Annotated in this window: 18 protein-coding genes; 6 read left to right on the forward strand and 12 right to left on the reverse strand. The window is 69.7% G+C overall.

Translation table 11 applies throughout. The features are described from left to right. Window positions 1-36: 36 nt before the first annotated feature. Window positions 37-1,134, reverse strand: a complete 1,098-nt coding sequence (hemE, locus tag HC362_RS07195) for a uroporphyrinogen decarboxylase (RefSeq protein ID WP_243083091.1) — start codon at window positions 1,132-1,134, stop codon at window positions 37-39. Window positions 1,135-1,207: 73 nt separating this feature from the next. Here hemE and HC362_RS07200 point away from each other — a divergent pair, with 73 nt between their 5' ends. From HC362_RS07200 to HC362_RS07220, 5 genes are all read left to right on the forward strand, one after another. Further along, window positions 1,208-1,879, forward strand: a complete 672-nt coding sequence (locus tag HC362_RS07200) for a DUF3000 domain-containing protein (RefSeq protein WP_243083092.1) — start codon at window positions 1,208-1,210, stop codon at window positions 1,877-1,879. 361 nt (window positions 1,880-2,240) lie between these two features. After that, complete coding sequence (locus HC362_RS07205) at window positions 2,241-2,921, forward strand: response regulator transcription factor (protein WP_099884917.1); 681 nt, start codon at window positions 2,241-2,243, stop codon at window positions 2,919-2,921. Between the two features lie 124 nt (window positions 2,922-3,045). Beyond that, complete coding sequence (locus tag HC362_RS07210) at window positions 3,046-4,308, forward strand: ribonuclease D (RefSeq protein ID WP_243083093.1); 1,263 nt, start codon at window positions 3,046-3,048, stop codon at window positions 4,306-4,308. A gap of 132 nt (window positions 4,309-4,440) precedes the next feature. Further along, window positions 4,441-5,655 (forward strand): acetyl-CoA C-acyltransferase, encoded by a 1,215-nt coding sequence (locus HC362_RS07215; protein WP_243083094.1) that lies wholly within the window; start codon window positions 4,441-4,443, stop codon window positions 5,653-5,655. A gap of 2 nt (window positions 5,656-5,657) precedes the next feature. Beyond that, window positions 5,658-7,778: a 3-hydroxyacyl-CoA dehydrogenase NAD-binding domain-containing protein gene (locus HC362_RS07220; protein WP_243083095.1), complete on the forward strand. Its 2,121-nt coding sequence runs from the start codon at window positions 5,658-5,660 to the stop codon at window positions 7,776-7,778. 93 nt (window positions 7,779-7,871) lie between these two features. Here the strand turns inward: HC362_RS07220 and HC362_RS07225 are convergent, their stop codons facing one another. The 4 genes from HC362_RS07225 to dxs form a co-directional block, all read right to left on the reverse strand. Further along, entirely contained in the window at window positions 7,872-10,187 is a 2,316-nt protein-coding gene (locus HC362_RS07225; RefSeq protein WP_243083096.1) for a hypothetical protein, read from the reverse strand. Further along, window positions 10,184-10,657, reverse strand: coding sequence for a type VII secretion target (locus tag HC362_RS07230; RefSeq protein WP_243083097.1), 474 nt, complete (start codon window positions 10,655-10,657; stop codon window positions 10,184-10,186). The genes HC362_RS07225 and HC362_RS07230 overlap by 4 nt, the downstream gene beginning before the upstream one ends. 154 nt (window positions 10,658-10,811) lie before the next feature. Then, window positions 10,812-12,281 (reverse strand): glycosyltransferase family 39 protein, encoded by a 1,470-nt coding sequence (locus HC362_RS07235; RefSeq protein WP_243083098.1) that lies wholly within the window; start codon window positions 12,279-12,281, stop codon window positions 10,812-10,814. Window positions 12,282-12,475: 194 nt separating this feature from the next. Next, entirely contained in the window at window positions 12,476-14,392 is a 1,917-nt protein-coding gene (gene dxs, locus HC362_RS07240; protein ID WP_243083099.1) for a 1-deoxy-D-xylulose-5-phosphate synthase, read from the reverse strand. Between the two features lie 341 nt (window positions 14,393-14,733). Between dxs and HC362_RS07245 the strand changes: the two genes are divergently transcribed. Further along, entirely contained in the window at window positions 14,734-14,985 is a 252-nt protein-coding gene (locus HC362_RS07245) for a hypothetical protein (protein WP_243083100.1), read from the forward strand. 132 nt (window positions 14,986-15,117) lie between these two features. Here the strand turns inward: HC362_RS07245 and HC362_RS07250 are convergent, their stop codons facing one another. The 7 genes from HC362_RS07250 to HC362_RS07280 form a co-directional block, all read right to left on the reverse strand. Further along, window positions 15,118-16,398, reverse strand: coding sequence for a sugar ABC transporter permease (locus HC362_RS07250; RefSeq protein ID WP_243088407.1), 1,281 nt, complete (start codon window positions 16,396-16,398; stop codon window positions 15,118-15,120). 50 nt (window positions 16,399-16,448) lie between these two features. Then, complete coding sequence (locus HC362_RS07255) at window positions 16,449-17,255, reverse strand: ATP-binding cassette domain-containing protein (RefSeq protein ID WP_243083101.1); 807 nt, start codon at window positions 17,253-17,255, stop codon at window positions 16,449-16,451. Window positions 17,256-17,323: 68 nt separating this feature from the next. Continuing rightward, on the reverse strand, window positions 17,324-18,436 hold the full coding sequence (locus HC362_RS07260; RefSeq protein WP_243083102.1) for a substrate-binding domain-containing protein: 1,113 nt from the start codon (window positions 18,434-18,436) through the stop codon (window positions 17,324-17,326). 186 nt (window positions 18,437-18,622) lie between these two features. Beyond that, window positions 18,623-19,810, reverse strand: a complete 1,188-nt coding sequence (locus HC362_RS07265; RefSeq protein ID WP_243088408.1) for an ROK family transcriptional regulator — start codon at window positions 19,808-19,810, stop codon at window positions 18,623-18,625. Window positions 19,811-20,037: 227 nt separating this feature from the next. Further along, the gene (locus HC362_RS07270) at window positions 20,038-20,940 is read right to left on the reverse strand and encodes a carbohydrate ABC transporter permease (RefSeq protein ID WP_243083103.1); all 903 of its coding nucleotides are present in this window, start codon (window positions 20,938-20,940) and stop codon (window positions 20,038-20,040) included. After that, window positions 20,940-21,836, reverse strand: coding sequence for an ABC transporter permease subunit (locus HC362_RS07275; protein WP_243088409.1), 897 nt, complete (start codon window positions 21,834-21,836; stop codon window positions 20,940-20,942). The genes HC362_RS07270 and HC362_RS07275 overlap by 1 nt, the downstream gene beginning before the upstream one ends. 168 nt (window positions 21,837-22,004) lie before the next feature. Next, window positions 22,005-23,264 (reverse strand): extracellular solute-binding protein, encoded by a 1,260-nt coding sequence (locus HC362_RS07280; protein ID WP_243083104.1) that lies wholly within the window; start codon window positions 23,262-23,264, stop codon window positions 22,005-22,007. Between the last annotated feature and the right edge of the window lie 78 nt (window positions 23,265-23,342).

The raw sequence follows: 23,342 nt of genomic DNA on the forward strand, positions 1-23,342 counted from the left end.
CCCCCGGGCTGTGGGCCGGAACCAGTCCGTCCGCCCTCAGCGCGAGCTGTTTTCGTGCACGTACGCCACCAGGTCCGTGAGGGCCTGGGGGTCCGTGTCCGGGAGGACCCCGTGGCCCAGGTTGAAGATGTGCCCCTCCAGCCCGCGTGCGGCCTGCAGGATGTGCGCGGCCTGGCGCTCCACGGCCTCGCGGGGCGCGAAGAGGACGGCCGGGTCCAGGTTGCCCTGGATCGCCTTGCCGGGGCCGACCCGGCGTGCGGCCTCGTCCACCGGCACCCGCCAGTCGGCGCCGACGACATCGGCGCCGGCCTCCCCCATGAGACCGAGCAGCTCACCGGTGCCGACGCCGAAGTGGATGCGGGGCACCCCGTAGCCGGCGACGGCCTCGAAGACCTTCCGGGAGGCGGGCTGGACGCTGCGCCGGTAGTCATCAGGGGCGAGCGCACCCACCCACGAGTCGAACAGCTGCACAGCATTGGCGCCGGCCTCGATCTGCACCTTGAGGAACGCGGCGGTGATGTCGGCGAGCCGGTCCAGCAGATCGGCCCACAGTTCGGGGTCCCCGTACATCAGGGCCTTGGTGCGCTCGTGGTTCTTGGAGGGGCCGCCCTCCACCAGGTAGCTGGCCAGCGTGAAGGGAGCACCGGCGAAGCCGATGAGCGGGGTGGCGCCCAGCTCCCGGGTGAGGATGCCGACGGCCTCGGTGACGTACGAGACGTCCTCGGGGTCCAGGGGACGCAGCCGCTCCAGGTCGGCGCGGGTGCGGATGGGCTTCTCGACGACGGGGCCGACGCCCGGCTTGATGTCCAGGTCGACACCGATGGCCTTGAGGGGGACGACGATGTCGCTGAAGTAGATCGCGGCGTCCACCTTGTGCCGGCGCACGGGCTGCAGGGTGATCTCGGCGACCAGGTCGGGCCGCATGCACGAGTCGAGCATCGCGATGCCCTCGCGCACCTTGCGGTACTCCGGCAGTGAGCGGCCGGCCTGTCGCATGAACCACACCGGCGTGTGCGGCACGGGCTCACGTCGGCAAGCGCGGAGGAACGGTGCGGACGTCTTGTCCGCCGCGGCGCCCGCTGCGGCGTGAGATGTCTGCGTCGGCTGGCCCTCAGGGCGGTCGTTTCCACTCACACCCGAAGTCTCCCATGGCCTAATGGGGTGTCCCTACCAGCCTCGGGCCCGCCGTCCGCCTACTCTTCGGGCCATGACTGCGGCTCGGGCGGCGAAGGCGGGAGGCTCCGGCGGAGTGGAAGACACCAGCGGGACGGGAGGCTCCGGCGGCGGGGGCGGGGACTCCTCGCCGCCCCCTTTCCGGGCGGCTGTCGAGGCGCTGAGCGAGACCCGGCCGCGCCCCGAGGTCCGGCTCTCGACGCTCCCCGCGCCCCGGCGGCTGGCACCGTACTCCTTCGCACTGGAGGCGACGGTGACGGAGCCGGACGACGCGGGGGCCGAGCTGGCCGACGGGCGGTTCGTGCTGCTGCACGATCCGCAGGGCCAGGAGTCGTGGCAGGGCACCTTCCGGGTGGTCACCCTGGGCCGGGCCGAGCTGGAGCCGGAGATCGCCGGTGACCCGCTGCTGCCCGAGGTGACCTGGACATGGCTGACCGGAGCGCTGGAGGCGCGGGGCGCCGGGTACGGGGAGCCGAGCGGGACGGTGACACGGTCGAGTTCCGCGTACTTCGGCGGGCTGGCGGAGCGTGCCGCCGAGGAGGTGCTGGAGATCCGGGCGAGCTGGACGCCGGAGGGCGCCACGCCGGATGCGGCCGCGCATCTGACGGCGTGGTGCGAACTCCTTTGCCAGTGTGCGGGGTTGCCGCCCGAGACAGGTGAGGGTACGTCGGTGGTGCAGCTGCCGCAGCGCCGGGGGCCGCGCTAGGGCCTGACCCCTCCGCTGTACTGACGGGCACCCCCTTGTGCTGATGAGGGGGTGCCCCTTGCTGAGTCGGGCGGGACGGGGCGCGCCCTCTCTGCATCGCCGCACCCTTCGGGTGCGGCGTTTTGTCTACAAAGACGCTGGACAATTCCAGGCACCGGACCGTCGGTCTCTGTGTAGACAAAGGAATCTTTCCAGCGGTGGAAAATGCCCGGGGAAACGGCATTGTGGAAATTCGGGTCACTAATTCGTGATCTTTCTCTAAAGAGGGGTGGAGAAGGTGCCGAAGGAGTCTGTGACCCTTCACGCGGAATACCCGACTCGTTCGGATCCGTCCCCCACAGCCACTCCCCCAGGAGGCCCGGTGTCTGTTCTCCTTGAGCACCCCACAAGCCTGGTCGCCTACCGCCCGAACAAGCCGACGGCCATGGTCGTCGTGGCCGACCCCCGCGTCCGTTCCACCGTGACCCGCCACCTGTGGGCTCTCGGCGTACGGGACGTGATCGAGGCGTCGTCCATCGCGGAGGCCCGTCCCCGAATCGGCAACCCACGCGACATCTGCGTGGCCGACGTCCACCTGCCCGACGGCTCCGGGCTCAGCCTGCTGTCCGAGACCAGAGCGGCGGGCTGGCCCAACGGCCTGGCGCTCTCCGCCGCCGACGACATCGGCGCCGTACGCAACGCCCTGGCCGGCGGCGTCAAGGGCTATGTCGTCACCGGCACCCGCACCAACCTGGGCGGCCCGCTGCCCACCCGGCACGGTGCCGCACCCATCGGCGCCGCCGCTGCCGCGCGGATGCACCGCAGGCCGGGTGGCGGCCCCGGTGGCCCCGGCCACCCGGGCGGCTACCGGGAGCTGTCGGGCCGCGAGGTCGAGGTGCTGCGCCTGGTGGCCGAGGGCCAGTCCAACAAGGCCATCGGTGTGTCGATGGGCCTCTCGGCGCTGACGGTCAAGAGCCACCTCGCCCGGATCGCCCGCAAGCTGGGCACCGGCGACCGTGCCGGGATGGTCGCCGTCGCCCTGCGGACAGGCATCATCCACTGATCCCCCCACCCCTACTCTCCGGTACCCCCCTGCCTCCCTCGCTTTTCGGCTTTCCGGGCGCCCGTCGACGTAACGTTCCGTCGGCGGGCGCTCGCCATTGCGTGCGCGCGGATACCCTTGACTGGTGACCGACGCCCAAGAGACCGCATCAGCATCCGCAGCTCAGGCCCACCTCCAGGACGCAGCGCCGGCGCCGGTCCCTCTCCTGGAACCACGCGAGGGGATCCCGCCCGTCACCGTGACGGCCGAGGAGCTGGCGCGGGTGACGGACGCCTTCGCCGTGGGGAGCGGCCCGGTGGCCGTCGACGCCGAACGCGCGTCCGGGTACCGCTACGGACAGCGGGCCTATCTGGTGCAGCTGCGCCGCGCGGGCGCGGGCACCGCGCTGATCGACCCCGTCGCGTGCCCCGATCTGTCCGGCCTGGACGCGGCCCTGGCGGGCACCGAGTGGGTGCTGCACGCCGCCAGCCAGGATCTGCCGTGCCTGCGGGAAATAGGCATGCGGCCCACGCGGCTCTTCGACACCGAGCTGGCCGGACGCCTCGCCGGGTTCGCCCGGGTCGGGCTGGGCGCCATGGTGGAGAACGTACTCGGATACGCCCTGGAGAAGGGCCACTCCGCCGTGGACTGGTCCACCCGGCCGCTGCCCGAGCCCTGGCTGCGGTACGCGGCACTGGACGTGGAACTCCTGGTCGATCTGCGGGACGCGCTGGAGCAGGAGCTGTCCCGGCAGGGGAAGCTGGCGTGGGCCCAGGAGGAGTTCGCGGCCATCGCCGCGGCCCCGGCCCCGCCCCCGCGCAAGGACCCGTGGCGGCGCACCTCCGGCATGCACAAGGTGCGGCGGCGCCGCCAGATGGCTGTCGTACGGGAGCTGTGGCAGGCGCGGGACGCGGTGGCGCGCAAGCGGGACGTCTCGCCGGGCAAGGTGCTGTCCGACGCCGCCATCGTGGAGGCGGCGCTGGCGATGCCCGCCAACGCCAGAGCGCTGGCCGCGCTGCCCGGGTTCGGGCAGCGGATGAGCCGCAAGCAGCTCGACCAGTGGCAGGCGGCCGTCGAGCGGGCCCGCGCGCTGCCAGAGGAGCAGCTGCCGCAGCAGTCGCAGGCGACCAATGGGCCGCCCCCGCCGCGCTCCTGGGCCGACAAGGACCCGGCGGCGGCGGCCCGGCTCGCGGCAGCGCGCGCGGCGGTCACACAGCACGCGGAGGAGTTGAACCTGCCGCAGGAGAATCTGCTGACGCCTGACACGGTGCGGCGCCTGTGCTGGGAGCCTCCGGCGGAGGTTTCCGTCGACTCGGTTGCCGCGGCCCTGCGTGCGCTGGGCGCCCGCGAATGGCAGATCACCCAAACCGCGGAGCTGCTGCGCGTGGCGCTGACCGCTTCCGCGTAAGGGGGCACCCCCGGAACAGATGCCCACAACCGGCACATGGTGAGCCGTGACGAGGGCGACCCTTGCCAGGCGGTTACTGGCAAGTAGCATGGGGAGTGACAGACCCCTGGCCGCACCTGGAGGAGAGCCAAAGTGCCTCGTACCGCAAGGGACGTCGTCTTCGTCGACGGCGTTCGCACACCGTTCGGCAAGGCGGGCCCCAAGGGCATCTATCACGAGACCCGCGCCGACGACCTGGTCGTCAAGTGCATCCGTGAGCTGCTGCGCCGCAACCCCGACCTGCCTCCGGAGCGCATCGACGAGGTCGCCGTCGCGGCGACCACCCAGATCGGTGACCAGGGGCTGACCCTGGGCCGCACCGCCGGAATCCTCGCGGGGCTGCCGAAGACCGTCCCCGGCTACTCCATCGACAGGATGTGCGCGGGCGCGATGACGGCCGTGACCACGACCTCCGGCTCGATCGCCTTCGGCGCGTACGACCTCGTCGTCGCCGGCGGCGTCGAGCACATGGGCCGCCACCCGATGGGCGAGGGCGTCGACCCCAACCCGCGCTTCGTCTCTGAGAAGCTGGTCGACGAGTCGGCGATGTTCATGGGCATGACCGCCGAGAACCTGCACGACCGCTTCCCGCACCTGACCAAGGAGCGCGCCGACGCCTTCGCGGTGCGCAGCCAGGAGAAGGCGGCCAAGGCGTACGCGAACGACAAGATCCAGCCCGACCTGGTGCCGATCTCCATCCGCCGCACCTCGCCCGAGGGCGGTGAGACCGGCTGGGGTCTGGCCACGGCCGACGAGCCGATGCGGCCGGGCACCACGCTGGAGAACCTGGCCGGGCTCAAGACCCCGTTCCGGGCGCACGGCCGGGTCACCCCGGGCAACGCCGCGGGGCTCAACGACGGCGCCACCGCCTCGCTGATCGCCGCCGAGGACGTGGCGCAGGAACTGGGGCTGCCGGTCAAGATGCGGCTGGTGTCCTACGCGTTCGCCGGTGTGGAGCCCGAGGTGATGGGCGTCGGCCCGGTGCCGGCCACCGAGAAGGCGCTGGCGAAGGCCGGTCTGTCGATCGACGACATCGGTCTGTTCGAGATCAACGAGGCGTTCGCCGTCCAGGTGCTCGCGCTGCTGGACCACTACGGCATCGCCGACGACGACCCGCGCGTCAACCAGTACGGCGGCGCCATCGCCTTCGGCCACCCGCTGGCCTCCTCCGGCGTGCGGCTGATGACTCAGCTCGCCCGTCAGTTCGAGGAGCAGCCGCACGTCCGCTACGGCCTGACCACCATGTGCGTCGGCTTCGGCATGGGCGGGACCGTCATCTGGGAGAACCCGCACTGGGAGGGCAAGTAAGAATGAGCACCGCTGAGCTGCTGAAGGGCGCGGCCGAGCTGTTCCCTGACGAGGTCGTCACCCAGGCGCACGTACGCCACCTCGACCTGCCCGGCAGGGCGGGCAGGTTCGCCCTCATCACGCTGGACAACGGCCTTGACCACACCAAGCCCACCACCTTCGGGCCGCAGTCGCTGGCCAATCTGAACGCCGCCATCGACCAGGTGGAGAAGGAGGCGGCGGACGGCGAGATCGTCGGCGTCGGGCTGACCGGCAAGCCGTTCATCTTCGCCGTCGGCGCCGACCTCAAGGGCGTCGAGCTGCTGAAGCGGCACGAGGAGGCGGTCGCCATCGGCAAGGGCGGCCACGACGTCTTCGTCCGGCTCGCCAACCTGGCCGTGCCGACGTTCGCGTACTACAACGGCGCGGCGATGGGCGGCGGTGTCGAGGTGGGGCTGCACTGCACCTACCGCACCGTCTCGGCCGCGCTGCCCGCCTTCTCGCTGCCCGAGGTCTTCCTGGGCCTCGTGCCGGGCTGGGGCGGCTGCGCGCTGCTGCCGAACCTGATCGGCGCCGACCGCGCGGTCAGCGTCATCATCGAGAACTCGCTCAACCAGAACCGCCAGCTCAAGGGCAAGCAGGTCTACGAACTGGGCATCGCCGACGCCCTGTTCGAGGGCGCCGACTTCCTGGAGGAGTCGCTGCGCTGGACGGCGTCCGTCCTCAAGGGCGAGATCGACGTCGTACGCCCCGAGATCGACCGCGGCGAGGCATGGGACGCGGCCGTCGAGCGCGGCAAGCAGATCGCGGACAGCAAGGTGCACGGTGCGGCCCCGGCCGCCTACCGCGCGCTGGACATCATCGCCGCGGCCAAGAACGGCGACCTGCGCAAGGGCTTCGAGGAGGAGACCCAGGCGCTGGCCGACCTGATCATGGGCGGCGAACTGCGCAGCGGCATCTACGCCTTCAACCTGGTGCAGAAGCGCGCCAAGCGCCCGGCGGGCGCCCCCTCCAAGGACCTGGCGCGTCCGGTCACCAAGGTCGGCGTCGTCGGCGCCGGGCTGATGGCCTCGCAGCTCGGGCTGCTGTTCGCCCGCCGTCTGGAGGTGCCGGTCGTACTGACCGACATCGACCAGGAGCGGGTCGACAAGGGCGTGGCCTACTGCCACGAGGAAATCGACAAGCTGCTGCTCAAGGGCCGTGTCAACCAGGACAAGGCCAACCGCCTCAAGGCCCTGGTGACCGGCTCCCTGGACAAGGCCACCGCGTTCGCCGACGCGGACTTCGTCATCGAGGCCGTCTTCGAGGAGATGGGCGTCAAGCAGAAGGTGTTCGCCGAGGTCGAGGCGGCCGTGCCGGAGCACGCCATTCTCGCCACCAACACCTCCTCGCTGTCGGTCAGCGAGATGGCCTCGCAGCTCAAGCACCCCGAGCGGGTCGTGGGCTTCCACTTCTTCAACCCGGTGGCGATCCTTCCGCTGCTGGAGATCGTGCGGGGCGAGAAGACCGACGACGCCTCGCTGGCCACCGCCTTCGGCGTCGCCAAGAAGCTGAAGAAGACGGCCGTACTGGTCAAGGACGCACCCGCGTTCGTCGTCAACCGGGTGCTGACCCGCTTCCTCGGCGAGGTGCTGCGCTCCATCGACGAGGGCACGCCTGTCGAGGTCGCCGACCGGGCGCTGGCGCCGCTGGGGCTGCCCATGTCGCCGATCCAGCTGCTGGAGCTGGTGGGCCCCGCCGTCGCACACCACGTCGCCGGCACGCTGCACGAGGCATTCCCCGACCGGTTCGCCGTCTCGGAGAACCTGGGGCGGGTCGTGGAGGCCGGCAAGCGGAACCTGTACGTTCCCGGCACCCAGGAGCTGGACCCGGAGGTCGCCTCGCTGTTCGAGGTCGGCAGCACCGTGCTGACCGAGGAGCAGGTGCGGGAGCGGGCGCTGAACGCCATCGCCGAGGAGATCCGGCTGATGCTGGACGAGGGCGTGGTGGCCGAGGCCCAGGACATCGACCTGTGCCTGATCACCGGTGCCGGGTGGCCCTTCCACCTCGGTGGAGTGACCCCCTACCTGGACCGCGCGGGTGTCAGCGAGCGGGCCACCGGGCGCCGCTTCCTGGAGCCGGGACTGGCCAGCATCCCCGAGTAAGGCGGTAACCCTGCCCTGCCCTTCCGCCGTTTCTATCGGGTTTCGCCCGTGGTTTCGGCCGGTGTTTTCCTTCAAGGGCAGGGCAGGGCTCTTTCACCCTGTATAGGGCTCGCGGCCTTCAAAGGCGTTGCCCTGCGGGCCGATGGCCAGGTACTTGGACTTGATGTCGTCGGCGAGATCTCCGGTCACATCGGGACCCTTGCCGTACTTCTCCAGGTATTTTTCGGCGGTGGCGCCGAGATCGTGCTCACCGCGAGCGAAGAACTGATCTTTGTTCCGCGGTGGATCGGGCAGATCCGGCCCCCCGAAAACAACGTCGTCGTGGAACTGCTTCGCCCATTCCACGCCGCCCGCCTGGACGAGCGGAACGAGCACGCCCCAGGGCCCGCTCTTGCCCACCACGCTCAGTATTCCGTTGGCGAGCGCCGGCGCCCCGGTGCTCATACCGACGCGGGTCCAGTCGGCCGACTCCGCGAACGCCTTCTGTGCCTCGGCGCTGTCGGCGGCGTACCGGGCCTCGATCTGCTGGACCCGGGAGTGGTCCAGCGTGCCCCGTGCCTCGGCCTCGGTCAGCAGCACCCGCCGCCCCGTTGCCCAGGCCTCGTCGCTGCCGGAGGGCGGGTCGTGGGCCAACCGGTCCAGGGTGTAGAGGTGTTCGGCCTGGTTCATCAGGCCGTGCGAGGTCTCGTTCTGGCCGAGGACGCTGAGGAAATCCACCGCTTGGTCGCGGCTGAACTGTGCCGGGGACCGGTAGCCCGGCGGGAAGGCACCGTCGCTCTGCAGCGAGTCGCCCACGCCGGAGACGGCACGGTTGATGTCGTCCACATAGGCGCCGCCCATCGCGCCCAGGCTTGCGGCGAGGGCCGGCTGGTCGTGCAGCAGCTTGGGGCCGTCCTCGCCACTGTAGACGTGGACGACCTGTTCCATCACCCCGGCGGTGGCCGCGGTGCGCCGGTTGCCGCCGTGCGCGAAGATCTCCGGGTCCGCGCCCCTGAGTTGCGGATCGTCCCAGGCGTAGCCGGTCGTGGCGGCGGTGAGCGCGTGGCCGAGCGCCTCGTGTCCGGGAAGCCGGCGCGGGCCCGCTTGGGTGTTGCCGTCGAAGATCCAGTTGCGGTCCTCGGTCAGATACTTGAGGTGGTCGTTGAGTTCGGAGTCCCGGTCAACGGCGCCGTTGACGGAGTCCGGCTGGGCGAAGAACTCGGTGGAGGCTTCGGGGTTGTGGCCGAGCGCCTCCAGGAAGCCGACCATCGCGTCGTGGCCGGTGTCGCCGGGCTCACCGGACGGGTCGAGGTCGTCGGTATCGGCGCTGTTGGCCCAGTAGGCATAGTTTTCACGGGTGTTGAGCTCTTTGTCCCAGGCGACGAGCCGGTCACCGTAGCGGTTGAGGAAGCCGCTGTCGTAGGTGCCCGAGTGCATGAGGTTGCTCATCAGCTGGAAGCCGAAGGGGTGGGTCCTGCCGCCGCTGCTCTCCAGCCGCTTGTCGCCCAGCGCGATGATGTCGTTCTGCCACTGGCGCATCTGCGGCGAGTCCGCGTGCGAGGCGGTGGCCAGCGTGGTGCTGAGCGAGTCCTGGAGCGTCCTGGCCGACTTCCACCACGCCTTGTCGTCGATCTTCGTGTCCGGGTACAGCTCATTGTGCGGGTGGGTGGCGTTGTACCACAGCTGCAGCGTCCGCTGGGCGCCGAGCTTGGTGGCGAACCGCTCGGCGAATTCCGGGTCCTGGCTGTGCCGGGTGACCAGCGCGGTGAGCCGCTCGAACTGGTCGGAGGACATCTTGCCGTTCTCGGCCTTCGCCAGGTGCAGGGCCTCCTTGAGGTCCTGCGCGGAGTGCTCGCGGGCGGCCTTGAGGCTGTCGTACGCGTGGTCGTTGAAGCCGCGCGCGGCGCCGTTGACGTCGGTGGTCAGCGCCTGGGCGAGGTCCTGGTCGGCCTGGTCGGCGCTTTCGAGAGCCGCGCTGGTACGGAACCAGTAACCGGCGATGACCGCGCTGTACGCCTGTGAGTAAGCCACACGGGACTTCTCTTCCTCGTCCGTGAGCTTCAGCTCGACGGTGCCGTCCTTCTTGTTGAGCTTGAGGTGTTTGTGCCCCTCCAGCTCGTCCTCGATGGCCTCGAGCTCCTTCTGCGCGGCACGGAACTTCGACAGCGCCTCGGACAGCACCGTGTGCACCCGCCGGGACTCCTCCTGTGCCGCCAGCAGCTCGGCCTTGACGGCGCGGAACTTCCGCCACGCCGCCTCGGCCGTCTCCCCCTCGAAGTCGGAGTTCGCCAGGCCCTTGACGACCTCGGTCTGGAAGTTGGTCGCGACCTGCTGGAACTTGCCCGGCGCGTTCTTCCACTTGCCGACCGCCTCGTCCAGCGGGGTGAGGTCGGCATGACGTACGTCGGTGTAGCCGAGCTGGTCGCTCACGAGCGGCCACCTCCGGCCGGTGCGTGGCTGTCCTTCGTACCGGCGGCACGGTCGATGTCCTTCTTGCGCCGGTGATCCTCGGTCTCGAACGCGCCCGCTGCGGTACGCAGCGCGGAAGCGGTGCTGCTGAACTGCTGCTTGACGTAGCTCATCTGGTCGCGCCAGCGCTCCTGGAAGGTGGCGATCGCGGCGTCCGTACGGAAGCCCTTGAGGGTTCCGGTGATCTGCCCGGTCTCGCGCATGACCTCGTCGTCCGCCTTGAGGAACTGTCCCCGCACGGTCTCCGCACGGCCCGCCCGACCCCGCAGCACGGATCCGGTCACATTGAGTCGCTGCTTCGGGTTCGGCCCGCCTCCGATGCCACCACCGCCGCCTCCCTGGAGCCCGTCGGCCCCGGCGAGCCGCAAGTGCGCCGTCCCCTCGGGCGCGTACGCGGCCTTGAGCCCGGCCCACTCCTGCTCGAACGACAAGCTGTCCTCCCCGTAGCCCTGCGTCGTGGGACTTCCCCCGCGCGCATCGACGCGACGCACGCGGGGCGACCGTAGCCACCGCAGGGAAACAGCAGACGATCAACAAGGGAGCGGCAACTGGACAAGCGAACACGGCCCGGCGCGCGTGGCACCCTCAGCGGCGGTGTGGCGCGTGGCCGGCCCGGGAGGTGCGGATCTCCGGGCGGTTGCGCAGGTAGAACGAGGAGCCGTCGATGGTGGCCACCTTCTCGTAGTGGCGGGCGAGGTGCCGGCGAAGGGTGGGGATCTGCTGGACGCCGTACCGCTTGCCGCGCGAGTCGTCGACGATCAGCTCGGGCGGGCGCCGCCGCAGCTCCCGTTCGAAGTGCGGCCAGGCGCCGTCCATCGCGTACCGCTCGCCCACCCGCGCCTCGCCCCGGCCGCCGCTGAAGTTGGTGAGGAACCCGGCGGTCAGATAGCGGGAGGCGGGCGAGCGCTGGGACAGCCAGTACCCCTCCGGGTGCATGCCCCACAGCAGCACCCGGTCCTTGCGGTCGGTGTACGAGCGCACGGTGTCGGCCAGCCGGCGCGCGTGGTCGACCTCGGCGCGGCTGTCGGTGAACCCCCAGCCGACGTAGCCGCAGGCCACCAGTGCGGTGGCGGTGAGCGCCGCGGTGGCGGCGCGGGCGGTGAGCTCGTGCAGCGCCGCGGCGCCCAGCAGCGCGAGCGGCGGGACGAGTTGCAGGAAGTAGTGCCCGAAGAACTGGAAGCCGACGGTGGCGGCGCCGAGCGAGGCGGCCAGCCAGATCCACAGATCTGCCGTGCCGCTGAGCGGGGCCCGGCCGGCGGGCGGCACGGCGGCGCGCGAGCGTACGACGCGGACGAGGGCGACCACCAGCGGGAGAGCGGCGAGCGTCAGCAGCCCGACGCCGGCGAGGGCGCGCAGCACGGGTTTGAGCCCGGCGCCCTCGGCGGACAGGTACGAGCCCGACCCGGTCGCGATCCAGTACAGGAACCGGCCCGGGTCGAAGGCCAGAGCAGCGCTCACGACCGGGAGCGCCGCTCCCGCGGCGACCCGGGCGAAGGCGCCCCAGCCCGCCCGGTGCTGCCACAGCAGGACGAGGACCGGCAGCAGTACGGCACCACCGGTCTGTTTCGAGAGCACCGCTCCGGCCGCCGCCAGCCCGGCCCCGAGCCAGCGGGCCCGCTCGGCGTACCAGATCGCCGCGACCGTCCAGGGCAGCATGAAGACCTCGAACGTTGCCGCCTGGGTGTCCTCCGGCTTGAGCCCGATCGTCAGGAAGACGTAGCAGGCACCGGCCGTCCACGCCGACCGCTGCCCCCAGCGCCGCGCCGCGATCGAGGCGGCCAGGGCCGCACCCACCAGCACGGCGACGATGGCCGCCATCCGCACCGGCCACAGCGAGCCGTCACCGAAGACGGCGAAGGCACCGCGGTAGAGCAGGGGCACGAAGGGAGGCTTGCGGTCGACCACGGTGTCGTAGAGCACGCCGCCGTCGGCCAGTTGGCGCGCCTGGGTGGCCAGATACCCCTCGTCCGGATTCCATGGGGTGCGTACGAAGGAGGGGATACGGGTGACGACCGTGAGGGCGAGGAGAACGGCGATGAGCCGCGTCCAGTTCACCGCGGGTTCCTTGTGACTCGCGGCGGTGGTGTGGCGCTCCGCAAGAGAGGACAACGGCATCCCCTCAATCTAGCGCCACCGGGCACAGTGCGCTGCGCTGCCCACCCTCCGCTTCGCGGAGCGGCGATTCAGGGGCGAGGGGTACGCGGAGGTGCCCCTCCCCGGAGCCGGAGAAAGGCACCCCGCGAAAGCGGTCAGTCGCGGGCCACCTCGGCCCGCTCCGCGTCGAAGCGCCCGTCCAGCTTGGCGACGAGCCCCGTGACCTGGCGGGCGATGTCCGGCGCTGTCAGGCCGATCTCGGCCATGATCTCCTTCCGGGACCCGTGGTCCAGGAAGCGTTCGGGAATACCGAAGTCCCGCAGCGGAACGTCCACACCCGCGTCCCGCAGCGCCTGCGCGACGGCGGAGCCGACGCCCCCGGCGCGGCTGTTGTCCTCGACGGTGACGACGACCCGGTGCTGTTCGGCCAGCGGCGGCAGCGACTCGTCGACCGGCTTGACCCAGCGCGGGTCCACCACCGTGGCGGTGATCCCCTGCTTGTCGAGCAGGTCGGCCACCTCCAGGCACATCGGGGCCAGCGCCCCCACCGACACCACCAGGACATCCGCCCCAGCGCCGTCGGCGGGCTCGCGCAGCACATCCATGCCTCCGACCCGGCGCACCGCGGGGACGGCCGGGCCGACGGCGCCCTTGGAGTACCGCACCACGGTGGGCGCGTCGTCCACCTCGACGGCCTCGCGGAGCTGGGCGCGCACCTGGTCGGCGTCGCGGGGCGCGGCCAGTCGCAGGCCCGGGACGCACTGCAGGACGGACATGTCCCACATGCCGTTGTGCGAGGCGCCGTCCGAGCCCGTGACCCCTGCCCGGTCCAGCACGAACGTCACACCGCACCTGTGCAGCGCCACATCCATCAGGAGCTGGTCGAAGGCGCGGTTGAGGAAGGTGGCGTAGACGGCGAAGACCGGGTGCAGGCCGCCGGTGGCGAGCCCGGCGGCGGAGACCGCGCCGTGCTGCTCGGCGATGCCGACGTCGTAGACCCGCTCGGGGAATTCCTGCGCGAAGGCGTGGAGGCCGACGGGCCGCATCATGGCCGCCGTGATGGCGACGATGTCCTCGCGCTCGCGGCCGAGCTTGACCATCTCGTCGCTGAAGACGGAAGTCCAGTCGGCGCCGGAGGACTTGACGGGCAGTCCGGTGTCGGGGTGGATGACGCCGACGGCGTGGAACTGGTCGGCCTCGTCCTGGCGGGCCGGCTGATAGCCGCGCCCCTTCTCGGTCAGGCAGTGCACCAGTACCGGGCCACCGAACCGCTTGGCGCGCTGCAGCGCCGACTCCACGGCCGCGATGTCGTGCCCGTCGATCGGGCCCACGTACTTCAGGCCCAGGTCCTCGAACATGCCCTGCGGCGCGATGAAGTCCTTGAGCCCCTTCTTGGCGCCGTGCAGCGTCTCGTAGAGGGGTTTGCCGACCACCGGGGTGCGGTTGAGGACGTCCTTGCCCCGGGCCAGGAAGCGCTCATAGCCGTCAGTGGTGCGCAGCGTCGCCAGATGGTTGGCCAGGCCGCCGATGGTCGGCGAATACGACCGCTCGTTGTCGTTGACCACGATCACCAGCGGCCGGTCCTTCGCTGCGGCGATGTTGTTCAGCGCCTCCCAGGCCATCCCGCCCGTCAGTGCGCCGTCACCGATGACCGCCACGACATGGTCGTCACGCCCCCGCACCTCGTTCGCCTTGGCCAGACCGTCCGCCCAGCCCAGCACCGTGGAGGCGTGCGAGTTCTCGATCACGTCGTGCGCCGACTCGGCGCGGGACGGGTAGCCCGACAGGCCGCCCTTCGCGCGCAGCTTGGAGAAGTCCTGCCGCCCGGTCAGCAGCTTGTGCACGTACGACTGGTGCCCTGTGTCGAAGAGCACCTTGTCCTTCGGGGAGTCGAAGACACGGTGCAGGGCGATGGTCAGCTCGACCACGCCGAGGTTCGGCCCCAGATGGCCGCCGGTCTTGGAGACCGCCTCGACCAGGAAGGTGCGGATCTCCTCGGCCAGGCTCTCCAGCTGCTCCGGGGTGAGCCGGTCCAGATCGCGTGGTCCCCTGATGCGGGTCAGCAACGCCACCCGTACCTCCTTGCGTCAAGCGTGATCGAACGCTGTCGAGCCGTCGTTGTCGGACCGTGCTGATTCCCCAGAGTCTAATGTTCCGCCATCACCCGGGTTCACCGGACAGTGCCATCTCACTCACACGAATGCCAGCACGCGCTCGAGCCGCGGTGCATACATACGTGTAAGTGACAGGAGTTGACTCCGCCCCCTTGCACCCGCCCCTCGCAAGCGTCCCGCACGGAGCCCGTACACCCGATCGAGGGGGATATATAGCCGATTTGGCCCTAATGTGCTTATAACGGACAGAAGACAACGATGCCCGTTCCACGGCGTCGTCCCGACGCACAGGAGGCCCGATGCCGAACCGACTCAAGCGCACCCTCGCGGTCGCGGCCCTGGTTGCCGCTCCACTCACCCTGACCCTGGCCGGCACACCGGCCCAGGCCGCCGGCCCGGCGTCGGTCGCCGGCGGTGACAAGCCCGACAAGGCCGAGAAGAAGGAGAAGCCCGACCCGGCGTGGAAGGAAGCGTACGAGCGGCTGCACGAGCCGAAGGAGAAGTCCGAGCAGAAAGAGCTCGCGAGGGAGCAGAGGGAGGCCGGGCGCTAGGGCGCCGCCTCACACGTCGGTCCAGGCACGGAGTTCTGCTCTCCGCTGCCTGGACCGACGAGCTGGACCGACTGCCTGACCGACTGCCTGACCGACGCCTGCGCAGCTGCGCGCTGCGCCGACGCAGCCGCGCTACGCCCGGCCTGCCGTTTTCTGCGTCCTGCGGGAGACGGAGTCGATCACGACGGCCGCCAGCAGGACCGCGCCGGTGATCATGTCGCGGAGCGCCGAGCCGGTGCCCAGCAGCGCCATGCCGGAGTTGATCGACTGGATGACCAGCGCGCCCAGCAGCGCGGACCAGGTCTTGCCCCGGCCGCCGAAGAGGCTGGTGCCGCCGATGACGGCTGCCGCGATGCAGTTCATCAGCAGGCTGCCGGCGCCGGAGGACTGGTTGGCCGCGTTGATCTGTGACGCGAAGAACAGTCCGCCCACGGCCGCCATGGTCCCGGCGATGGCATAGACGGTGATCCGCACCATGGGCACGCTGATGCCCGCCCGCGCGGCGGCCTCGCTGCTGCCGCCCACGGCGAAGACCTGGCGGCCGTAGCTGGTGCGGCGGAGCACGAAGTCGCCGAGCACCACCACGCCCAGGAAGATCACCACTGCCAGCGGCAGCCCCTTGTAGGAGTTGAAGACCGCGGCCACGGCATAGGCGGGCACCGCCAGCACCACCGTGCGCAGCAGGATCTCGCTGAGCGGGCGGCTGGGCACGTCGGCGGCCTTGCGGCGGCGCTGCTCCAGCAGGGAGAAGCCGAGGAAGGCCAGGACACAGACGGTGGCCAGGCCCATGGCCGCCGCCTTGTCGGAGAAGTAGTAGTTGGTGAGATGCGCCACCAGGCCGTCGTCGTCGAGGTTGATGGTGCCGCTGGGCCCGAGTATCTGGAGCATCAGACCGTTCCAGCCCAGCAGGCCCGCCAGGGTGACCACGAAGGCCGGGACGCCGATCCTGGCGAAGAAGAAGCCGTGGACGGCGCCTGCCGCCATACCGGTGAGGAGCGCCAGGAGGACCGCCAGGACCTCGTTCATCCCGTGCTGGACGTTGAGGACGGCCAGCACCGCGGCGGACATTCCGCTGACCGAGCCGACCGACAGGTCGATCTCCCCGAGGATCAGCACGAAGACGATCCCGACGGCGATCAGCCCGGTCCCCGCGCTCTGCACGAACAGGTTGCTGAGGTTGTTGGAGCTCAGGAAGGCCGAGTCCTGGAGCTGGAAGACCACGCCGATCACCAGCAGGCCGACGATGACCGGGACCGAGCCCAGCTCACCGGTGCGCAGCCGGCGCAGCAGATCCTCCAGGTAGCCGGCGAAGCCCTGCTGCCGCACCAGCAGCCGGGGATCGACGGTGGCGGCGGACGAGTCGGGGGCCGCCGTGTCATCCGCGGCGGCGCCCTCCCGCGGGGCCTTCGCGATGTCCACGGACGTGTTGTCGGCCGGCGTGCCGTCCGTGGGGGTGCCGGTGGTCACTTGTGCACCTCCGTGGTGGGTGCGCTCTGCGCGGTACGGGCGTTGCGGCGGGTGACGACGTTGTCGGTCGCACCGGTGATCGCGGAGACGATCTCCTCCTGGCTGGTCTCGCTCACCGTGAAGGTTCCGTTGTTGCGGCCGAGCCGCAGCACGGCCACCCGGTCGCTGACGGCCCGCACGTCCGCCATGTTGTGGCTGATCAGCAGCACTCCCAGCTCCCGCTCCCGGAGCCGCTCCACCAGGTCGAGAACCTGCGCGGTCTGCTCCACGCCGAGGGCCGCTGTGGGCTCGTCGAGGATGACCACACGGGGCTCGCCCAGCAGTGAGCGGGCGATGGCGACGGTCTGCCGCTGCCCGCCGGAGAGCGAGGCGACGGGCACGCGGACGCTGGGGATGCGGATGGAGAGGGTGGAGAGCAGCTCGCGGGCGCGGCGCTCCATCTCCACCTCGTCGAGGATCGTGCGGCTCTTGATCTCGTTCCCGAGGAAGAGGTTGCCGACGACGTCCAGGTTGTCGCACAGCGCCAGGTCCTGGTAGACGGTGGCGATGCCCAGTTCCTGGGCGTCGTGCGGCCGCTCGATACGGACCGGTCGGCCGTCCCACTCCACCGTTCCGTCGTCGGCCGGGGCTACGCCCGCGATGGCCTTGACCAGGGTGGATTTTCCGGCACCGTTGTCGCCGACGAGCGCGACGACCTCGCCCGGGTGGACCTCCAGCTCGACGTCCGTGAGCGCCTGGACGGCACCGAACCGCTTGGAGATACCGCGCAACGCCAGCACGGGCGTAGCGGACACGTGAATCACTCCTTATGCCCCTGGGCCATCGCACCGCGGGCCGCCTCGGCGGCGGGGTGCCGGCCACCGGAGGTGGTCTACTTGATGCCCGCCTCGGCGCAAGCCTTCTTGAAGTCGGCGGTGCAGATCTCCTTGGCCGTGAAGAAGCCGGACTTGCCGACGTACTTCTTGATGTCCTCCTTGACCAGCGGCAGCGGCGTCACGATCTTCGTCGGGATGTCCTCGGTGGACTCGCTGTCGGTCTTCGAGGTGGCGATCTTGTCCAGCGACTCGCCGCGGGCCAGCGCGACGGCGAACTCGGCGGCTGCGGAGGTCTCGGGGACGTACGGCTTGTAGACGCTCATGAACTGCTCGCCGGCCAGAATCCGCTGCACGGCGTTGAGCTCGGCGTCCTGGCCGGTGACCGGGGGCAGGTTGTCCTTGTCGAAGCCCGCGCGCTTGAGCGCGGTGATGATGCCGCCCGCCATGCCGTCGTTGGCCGAGTAGACGCCCACGATGTTCTTCTTGCCCAGGGAGGAGATGGCGCCCTTCATGTTCTCGTTGGCGTTCTCCGGCTTCCACTCCTTGGTGTCGTACTCCTTGCCGATCTTCACCTTGCCGTCCAGGACGGAGTGGGCGCCGTCCTTGTACATCTTGGCGTTGGGGTCGGTGACGGAGCCGTTCATCATGACGATCTTGCCCTTGTCGGCCTTGTCGCCGAGCTCCTTGAGCAGGGAGCGGGCCTGGATCCTGCCGACGCGGGGGTTGTCGACCGAGGTGTACGCCTTGATGGGGCCCTCGGCGAGGCGGTCGTAGGCCACCACCGGGATGTCGCTGTCGTCCGCCTTCTTGACCGAGCTGGAGATGGACTTGGCGTCCACGGCGTCCACGATGAGCGCGTCGACCTTCTTCGCGATCATCGTCTCGACCTGCTGCTGCTGAAGGTTGGCGTCCTGCTTGGCGTTGGCGTACAGGACCTTGGTGTCCTTGCCCGCCAGTTCCTTGATCTTCTTGACCATCAGCGGCCGGTCGAAGCGCTCGTAGCGCGCCGTCTGGTTCTCGGGCAGCAGCAGCCCGATGGTCAGCTGGCCTTTCTTGGATTTCTTGTCGTCCTTGCCGTCCGCCTGATCGGCACTGCCACAGGCGGCGGTGGTGAGGGCGAGCGAGAGTGTGACGGTGCCGAGGACGATGCCGCGCAGCGCTGCGTGCATTTCGTAAGACCTCCCTGACGGGGCCGCGGCGGTGCGGCCGAGGTAGCGGGAAGTCAACTCGCCGGTGACTCAGCGGTCAATAAGCAAATCCTTAACGAGATGACAACGATGCCATCTGTTGAAGACAGAAACCCATGGGTGCCCCGAGGGAACCCATGGGTGGCCCGAGGACAGCTGGTGGGGGCCTCAGACGACAGCCGAAGCCGCCGCGTCCACCAAGGTGGTGTCGCCCATCTCGTTGAGTACCAGGGCCAGCGCGCCCAACACCTCGGCGCGGCTGTCGAGTTCACCGGGCAGCACCTTCAGTTGGCGGGCCGCGCTGGGGATGGCGTAACGCGCCACCGAGTCCCGTACGGGAGCCAGCACCAGGTCTCCGGCGTCGGCGAGGTCGCCGCCGAGGACGACCCGCGAGGGGTTGAGGAGGTTGCACAGGCTGGCGACACCGCTGCCGATGTGCCGGCCGATGTCGGCGACGACCCGGCGGCAGCCCGGGTCGCCGTCGGCCGCCAGCCGCACCATCCCGGCCATGGTCAGGTCGGTGCCATGGCTGGAGTGCAGCAGGGGCAGCACATAGCGGGCCGCGGTGAACGTCTCCAGACAGCCGCGGTTGCCGCAGCGGCAGACCGGGCCCGACTCGTCCAGCGTGATGTGGCCGATCTCCCCCGCGGTGCCGCCAGGGCCCCGGTAGATCTGGCCGTTGATCACCAGCCCGGCGCCGACACCGCTGGCGACTTTGATGTAGGCCAGGTCGCGCGCTCCGTGGCCGGCACCCCAGACCTGTTCCCCGAGGGCTCCGAGGTTGGCGTCGTTGTCGACGTAGACCGGGACGCCCATCCTGGCGGCGAGCTCGTCGCGAGGATTGGTGCCCACCCAGCCCGGGAGGATGGCGGTGGAGCCCAGCACGCCGGTCTCCATGTCGATGGGGCCCGGCACGCCCAGGCCGATGCCGATGACCTTCGCCGGGCTGATGCCGCTCTCCCCCACCAGCCGCCGCACCAGCTGCTCGGCGCGGTCGAAGCCCTGGTCGGCCGAGGCGTCCACATCGATCGGCTCGGCGTCCTCGGCCAGCACCGTGTGCGCCAGGTTGCCGACGGCGACGCGCAGGTGCGAGTGGCCGAAATCGACGCCGACGACGATCCCGGCGTCCGCGCTGAGCGAGACGGCGCGGGCCCGGCGCCCTCCGGAGGAGGTGGGGGTGACCTGCACCGTTCCGGCGTCCTTGAGCTCACGGACGATATTGGAGACGGTCGCGGCGGACAGCCCGGTGGTGCGGGCGATCTCGGCCTGGGTGAGCGAGCCGGCCATGCGGACGGCCCGCACCACGCGCTCGAGATTCGCCCGGTGCAGCGAGGACTGCGACCCCGGAGTCTCCACCACTGTTCACTCCCCGTTTGTCTCCAACATCTGAACCCTAAGGAGAGCCCCGGCGATTCTTCCCGTCAAGCCCTTCGAGCTCGGCTGGGAACGGTCGGCGCTCATTTGTGATCATCATACGGAGGGAAACGGGGGAAACGCGGTGGGTCCCCGGCCCTGGAGGCCGGGGACCCGTCGGAGCTGCGGGGTCTGTCAGGCGACCGGGCACCTGTCAGGCGTCCGTACGGTCACTTCACGGAGCCCGCCGTCAGTCCGGAGACCACGTGCCGCTCGATGAAGGCGAACAGGACGATCACCGGCACGATCGCGACGACCGAAGCGGCGAACAGGTAGTTCCACTGCACCGTGTAGGCACCGATGAAGTTGTTGATCCCGACGGTCAGCGGCTGCTTGTCCGGTTCGGTGGAGAGCGTCAGCCCCATCACGAACTCGTTCCAGGACGTGATGAAGGTGAAGATCACCGCGGTGACGACGCCGGGCAGCGCCAGCGGCAGCGTCACCCTGATCATCGCTCCGAAGCGGCTGGTGCCGTCCACCATCGCCGCCTCCTCCAGCTCCGCCGGGATCGACCCGATGTAGGCGGTCAGGATCCACACCGCGAAGGCCAGGTTGAACGCCGCGTTGGTGAGGATCAGCGTCCAGACCGAGTTGAGCATCTCCAGCTGGTGGAACTCCCGGTACAGACCCACCAGCAGCGCGGTCGGCTGGAACATCTGGGTGACCAGCACCAGCAGCAGGAACCACTTGCGTCCCTTGAACCGCATCCGGGCCGTGTAGTACGCGGCCGGGAGCGAGACCAGCAGCACCAGTACCGTGGCGCCGCCGGAGATCAACAGCGTCACCTGGAGGTTGTCCCCGAGCGAGGACTCCTTCCAGACGTCGATGAAGTTGGACCAGTGCAGCTTGTCCGGCAGATAGGTACGGTCGCGCAGCTCGTCCGCCGGCCGCAGCGCGGTGACGATCATCTCCAGATAGGGCGCCAGGAACAGCGCGGCGAGCAGCCAGGCGACCGCGGTGATCACCAGGGTGCGCGGCCGGAAGGTGCGCTTCGTCCGCGCCGGGCGCGGAGCACTTCCGGCGGGCTGCTTCTCGACCGGTTCGGGTGCTGCGGTCTGTGTCGCGGTCGCCATCAGTCCTCCTCGTTCCACCGGCTGACCTTCAAGAAGATCAGCACGAGTACGACGACCATCGCGAAGTTGACCACCGACATCGCCGCGGACTCGCCGATGTCCGTCTCCTTGAGCTTGTACATGAACACCGTGGTCGTCGCGGTGTCGCTGCCCGGGCCGCCCTGCGTCATCGCCCAGATGATCGGGAAGGAGTTGAAGACGTTGATCAGGTTGATGACCACGCCGACCAGGAACGCCGGCCGCAGCAGCGGCAGCGTGATCCCCCGGTACGTCTGCCAGGCGCCCGCGCCGTCGATCCGCGCGGCCTCGTAGACGTCCCCCGGGATCGTCTGGAGCCCGGCCAGCAGGGTGTAGGTGGTGAAGGGCAGCGAGACGAAGACCGCCACGAACATCATCCAGGGCCAGGCGGTGCCCGCCGAGCCCAGCCAGTCCTTGGACCGGTCGATGAGGCCGAGGTCGATCATCACGGTGTTGAGGACGCCGGCGGTGCGGCTGAGCATCCACTTGAAGCCGATGGCGGTCATCAGCACCGAGGCGGCCCACGGCGCGATCAGGGCCCAGCGCGTGACGCGGCGGCCCGGGAAGCGCTGGTTGAACAGCTGGGCCAGGCCCAGCGAGACGAGCATCGTCACGCCGACGACCACGACCGTCCACAGCACGGTCCACAGGAGGACGTGCCCGAAGTCGGTCTCGTCGAAGAGCTTCTTGTACTTGTCGGTGCCGGCCGAGCCCCGCACGATCCCCGCGATGCTGATGTTCAGGAACGAGGTCCTGATCAGCTCGATGACGGGCCAGACGACGACAGCGAGAATGAGCAGGACGACGGGGGCGATCCAGGGAAGCGGGCCGAGCCGGGCCAGTCCGCCTCGGGTGCGGCGGACCGGCGGGGCCTTCATTGACACGGGGTCTCCTTGCGGTGCGGGGTGGTACTGCCGGTGAGCCGCGAGCGCAGCCGGGGGTCCGGGGGCGGAGCCCCCGGACCCCCTTTCCGCCGCAACGGCGGCGCGCCACGACGGCGAGGGTCCGGCGGAATCAATGGCGGCCCCAGCCAGTACGTTCGGGGCCTACTTGTTGGCGGCGGCTTCTTCGGCCTTCTTCTGCAGGTCGCCGAGGACCTTCTTCGGGTCCTCCTTGGCCGCCTTGCCACCGGTCTTCTTGATCTCCGCGGAGACGATGTCCCAGGCGGGGTCGCCGAGCGGGTAGAACTTCGCGTTCTCCAGCTCGTCGAAGAAGGGCTTGAGGTCCTCGTGCTTGCCGTTGGACTGCATCGTCTTGAGCGCGTCCTGGGTGACCGGCGGGAAGTTGTACATCTCGTCGAACTTCAGCATCTTCTTCGAGTACACGAAGTCGAGGAACTTCTTGATCTGCTTCTGCTTGCCGCCGTCCTTGAACGCCATCATCCAGTCGGCGACGCCGAGCGTGGACTTCAGCGGCCCGTCCTTGCCGGGGATGGTGACGACGCCGTAGTCGACCTTGCCGTCCTTGGCCATCTGGACGAGGCTCGGGTGGCCGTTGAGCATGCCGACCTTGCCCGCCGCGAAGTCCGCGAAGGCTTCCTTACGGTCGGTGGTGCCCGGGTTGGAGTAGGTCAGACCGGGCTTGACCAGGTTGTTCTGGAGCCACTTGAAGGTCTCGACGTTCTTCTTGCTGTCGATGGTGTACTTGCCGCTGCCGTCGGTGTAACCACCGCCGTTGCCCAGCTCCCACATCATCATCTCGCCCTGCGCCTCCTCGGGGCCGAGGGGCAGCGCGTAGGGGGTGTCGGCGGCCTTGGACTTCTTTATCTTCTTCGCCGCGTCGGCGAGTTCGTCCCAGGTCTTCGGCGGGTTCTTGACGCCCGCCTTCTTGAAGATCTCCTTGTTGTAGAAGAGCACCCGCGACGAGGAGACCCACGGGATGCCGTACTGGGTGCCGTCCACCTCGCCGGCCTTCGCGAAGGAGGGGATGAGGTTCTGCTTCGTCTCGGGCGAGAGCACGTCGTCGGCCTTGTACAGCAGGTCGTCGGCGACCTTGTCGGCGTAGCCGCCGGTCTGCAGCAGATCCGGAACGTTTCCGCTCTGGATCATCGTCTTGACCTGCTTGTCGATGTCGTTCCAGTTGATGACCTGGACGTCGACCTTGATGTCCTTGTGCTTCTTCTCGAAGTCCTTGGCGACCTCGTCCCAGTAGATCTTGGAGGCGTTGGACTTCTTGTCGCCGTAGTCGGCGGCCACCAGTTTGATGGTGTTCTTGTCCCCGGAGCCCCCGTCGTCACCGCCACAGGCGGTGACGCTCAGTGCCATGGCGAGCACTGCGGCACCGGCCGCCACTGCTCTCTTGTTCATGTTGCTCAACCCTTCGACATCGGTGTCGACTTGCTCGCAGGTGGTACGTCACTCCGGGCGCGACCCGGATCCCCCAGG

Origin of the sequence: Streptomyces sp. 891-h (genome assembly GCF_022760275.1) — a bacterium.
GTDB classification, from domain to species: Bacteria; Actinomycetota; Actinomycetes; order Streptomycetales; family Streptomycetaceae; genus Streptomyces; species Streptomyces spirodelae.

Coding starts and splice junctions, on each gene's coding strand:
- HC362_RS07200 (WP_243083092.1), top strand. CDS start 1,208: ATGACTGCGGCTCGGGCGGCGAAGGCGGGAGGCTCCGGCGGAGTGGAA.
- HC362_RS07220 (WP_243083095.1), top strand. CDS start 5,658: ATGAGCACCGCTGAGCTGCTGAAGGGCGCGGCCGAGCTGTTCCCTGAC.
- HC362_RS07245 (WP_243083100.1), top strand. CDS start 14,734: ATGCCGAACCGACTCAAGCGCACCCTCGCGGTCGCGGCCCTGGTTGCC.
- HC362_RS07260 (WP_243083102.1), bottom strand. CDS start 18,436: ATGCACGCAGCGCTGCGCGGCATCGTCCTCGGCACCGTCACACTCTCG.
- HC362_RS07270 (WP_243083103.1), bottom strand. CDS start 20,940: ATGGCGACCGCGACACAGACCGCAGCACCCGAACCGGTCGAGAAGCAG.
- HC362_RS07275 (WP_243088409.1), bottom strand. CDS start 21,836: ATGAAGGCCCCGCCGGTCCGCCGCACCCGAGGCGGACTGGCCCGGCTC.
- HC362_RS07280 (WP_243083104.1), bottom strand. CDS start 23,264: ATGAACAAGAGAGCAGTGGCGGCCGGTGCCGCAGTGCTCGCCATGGCA.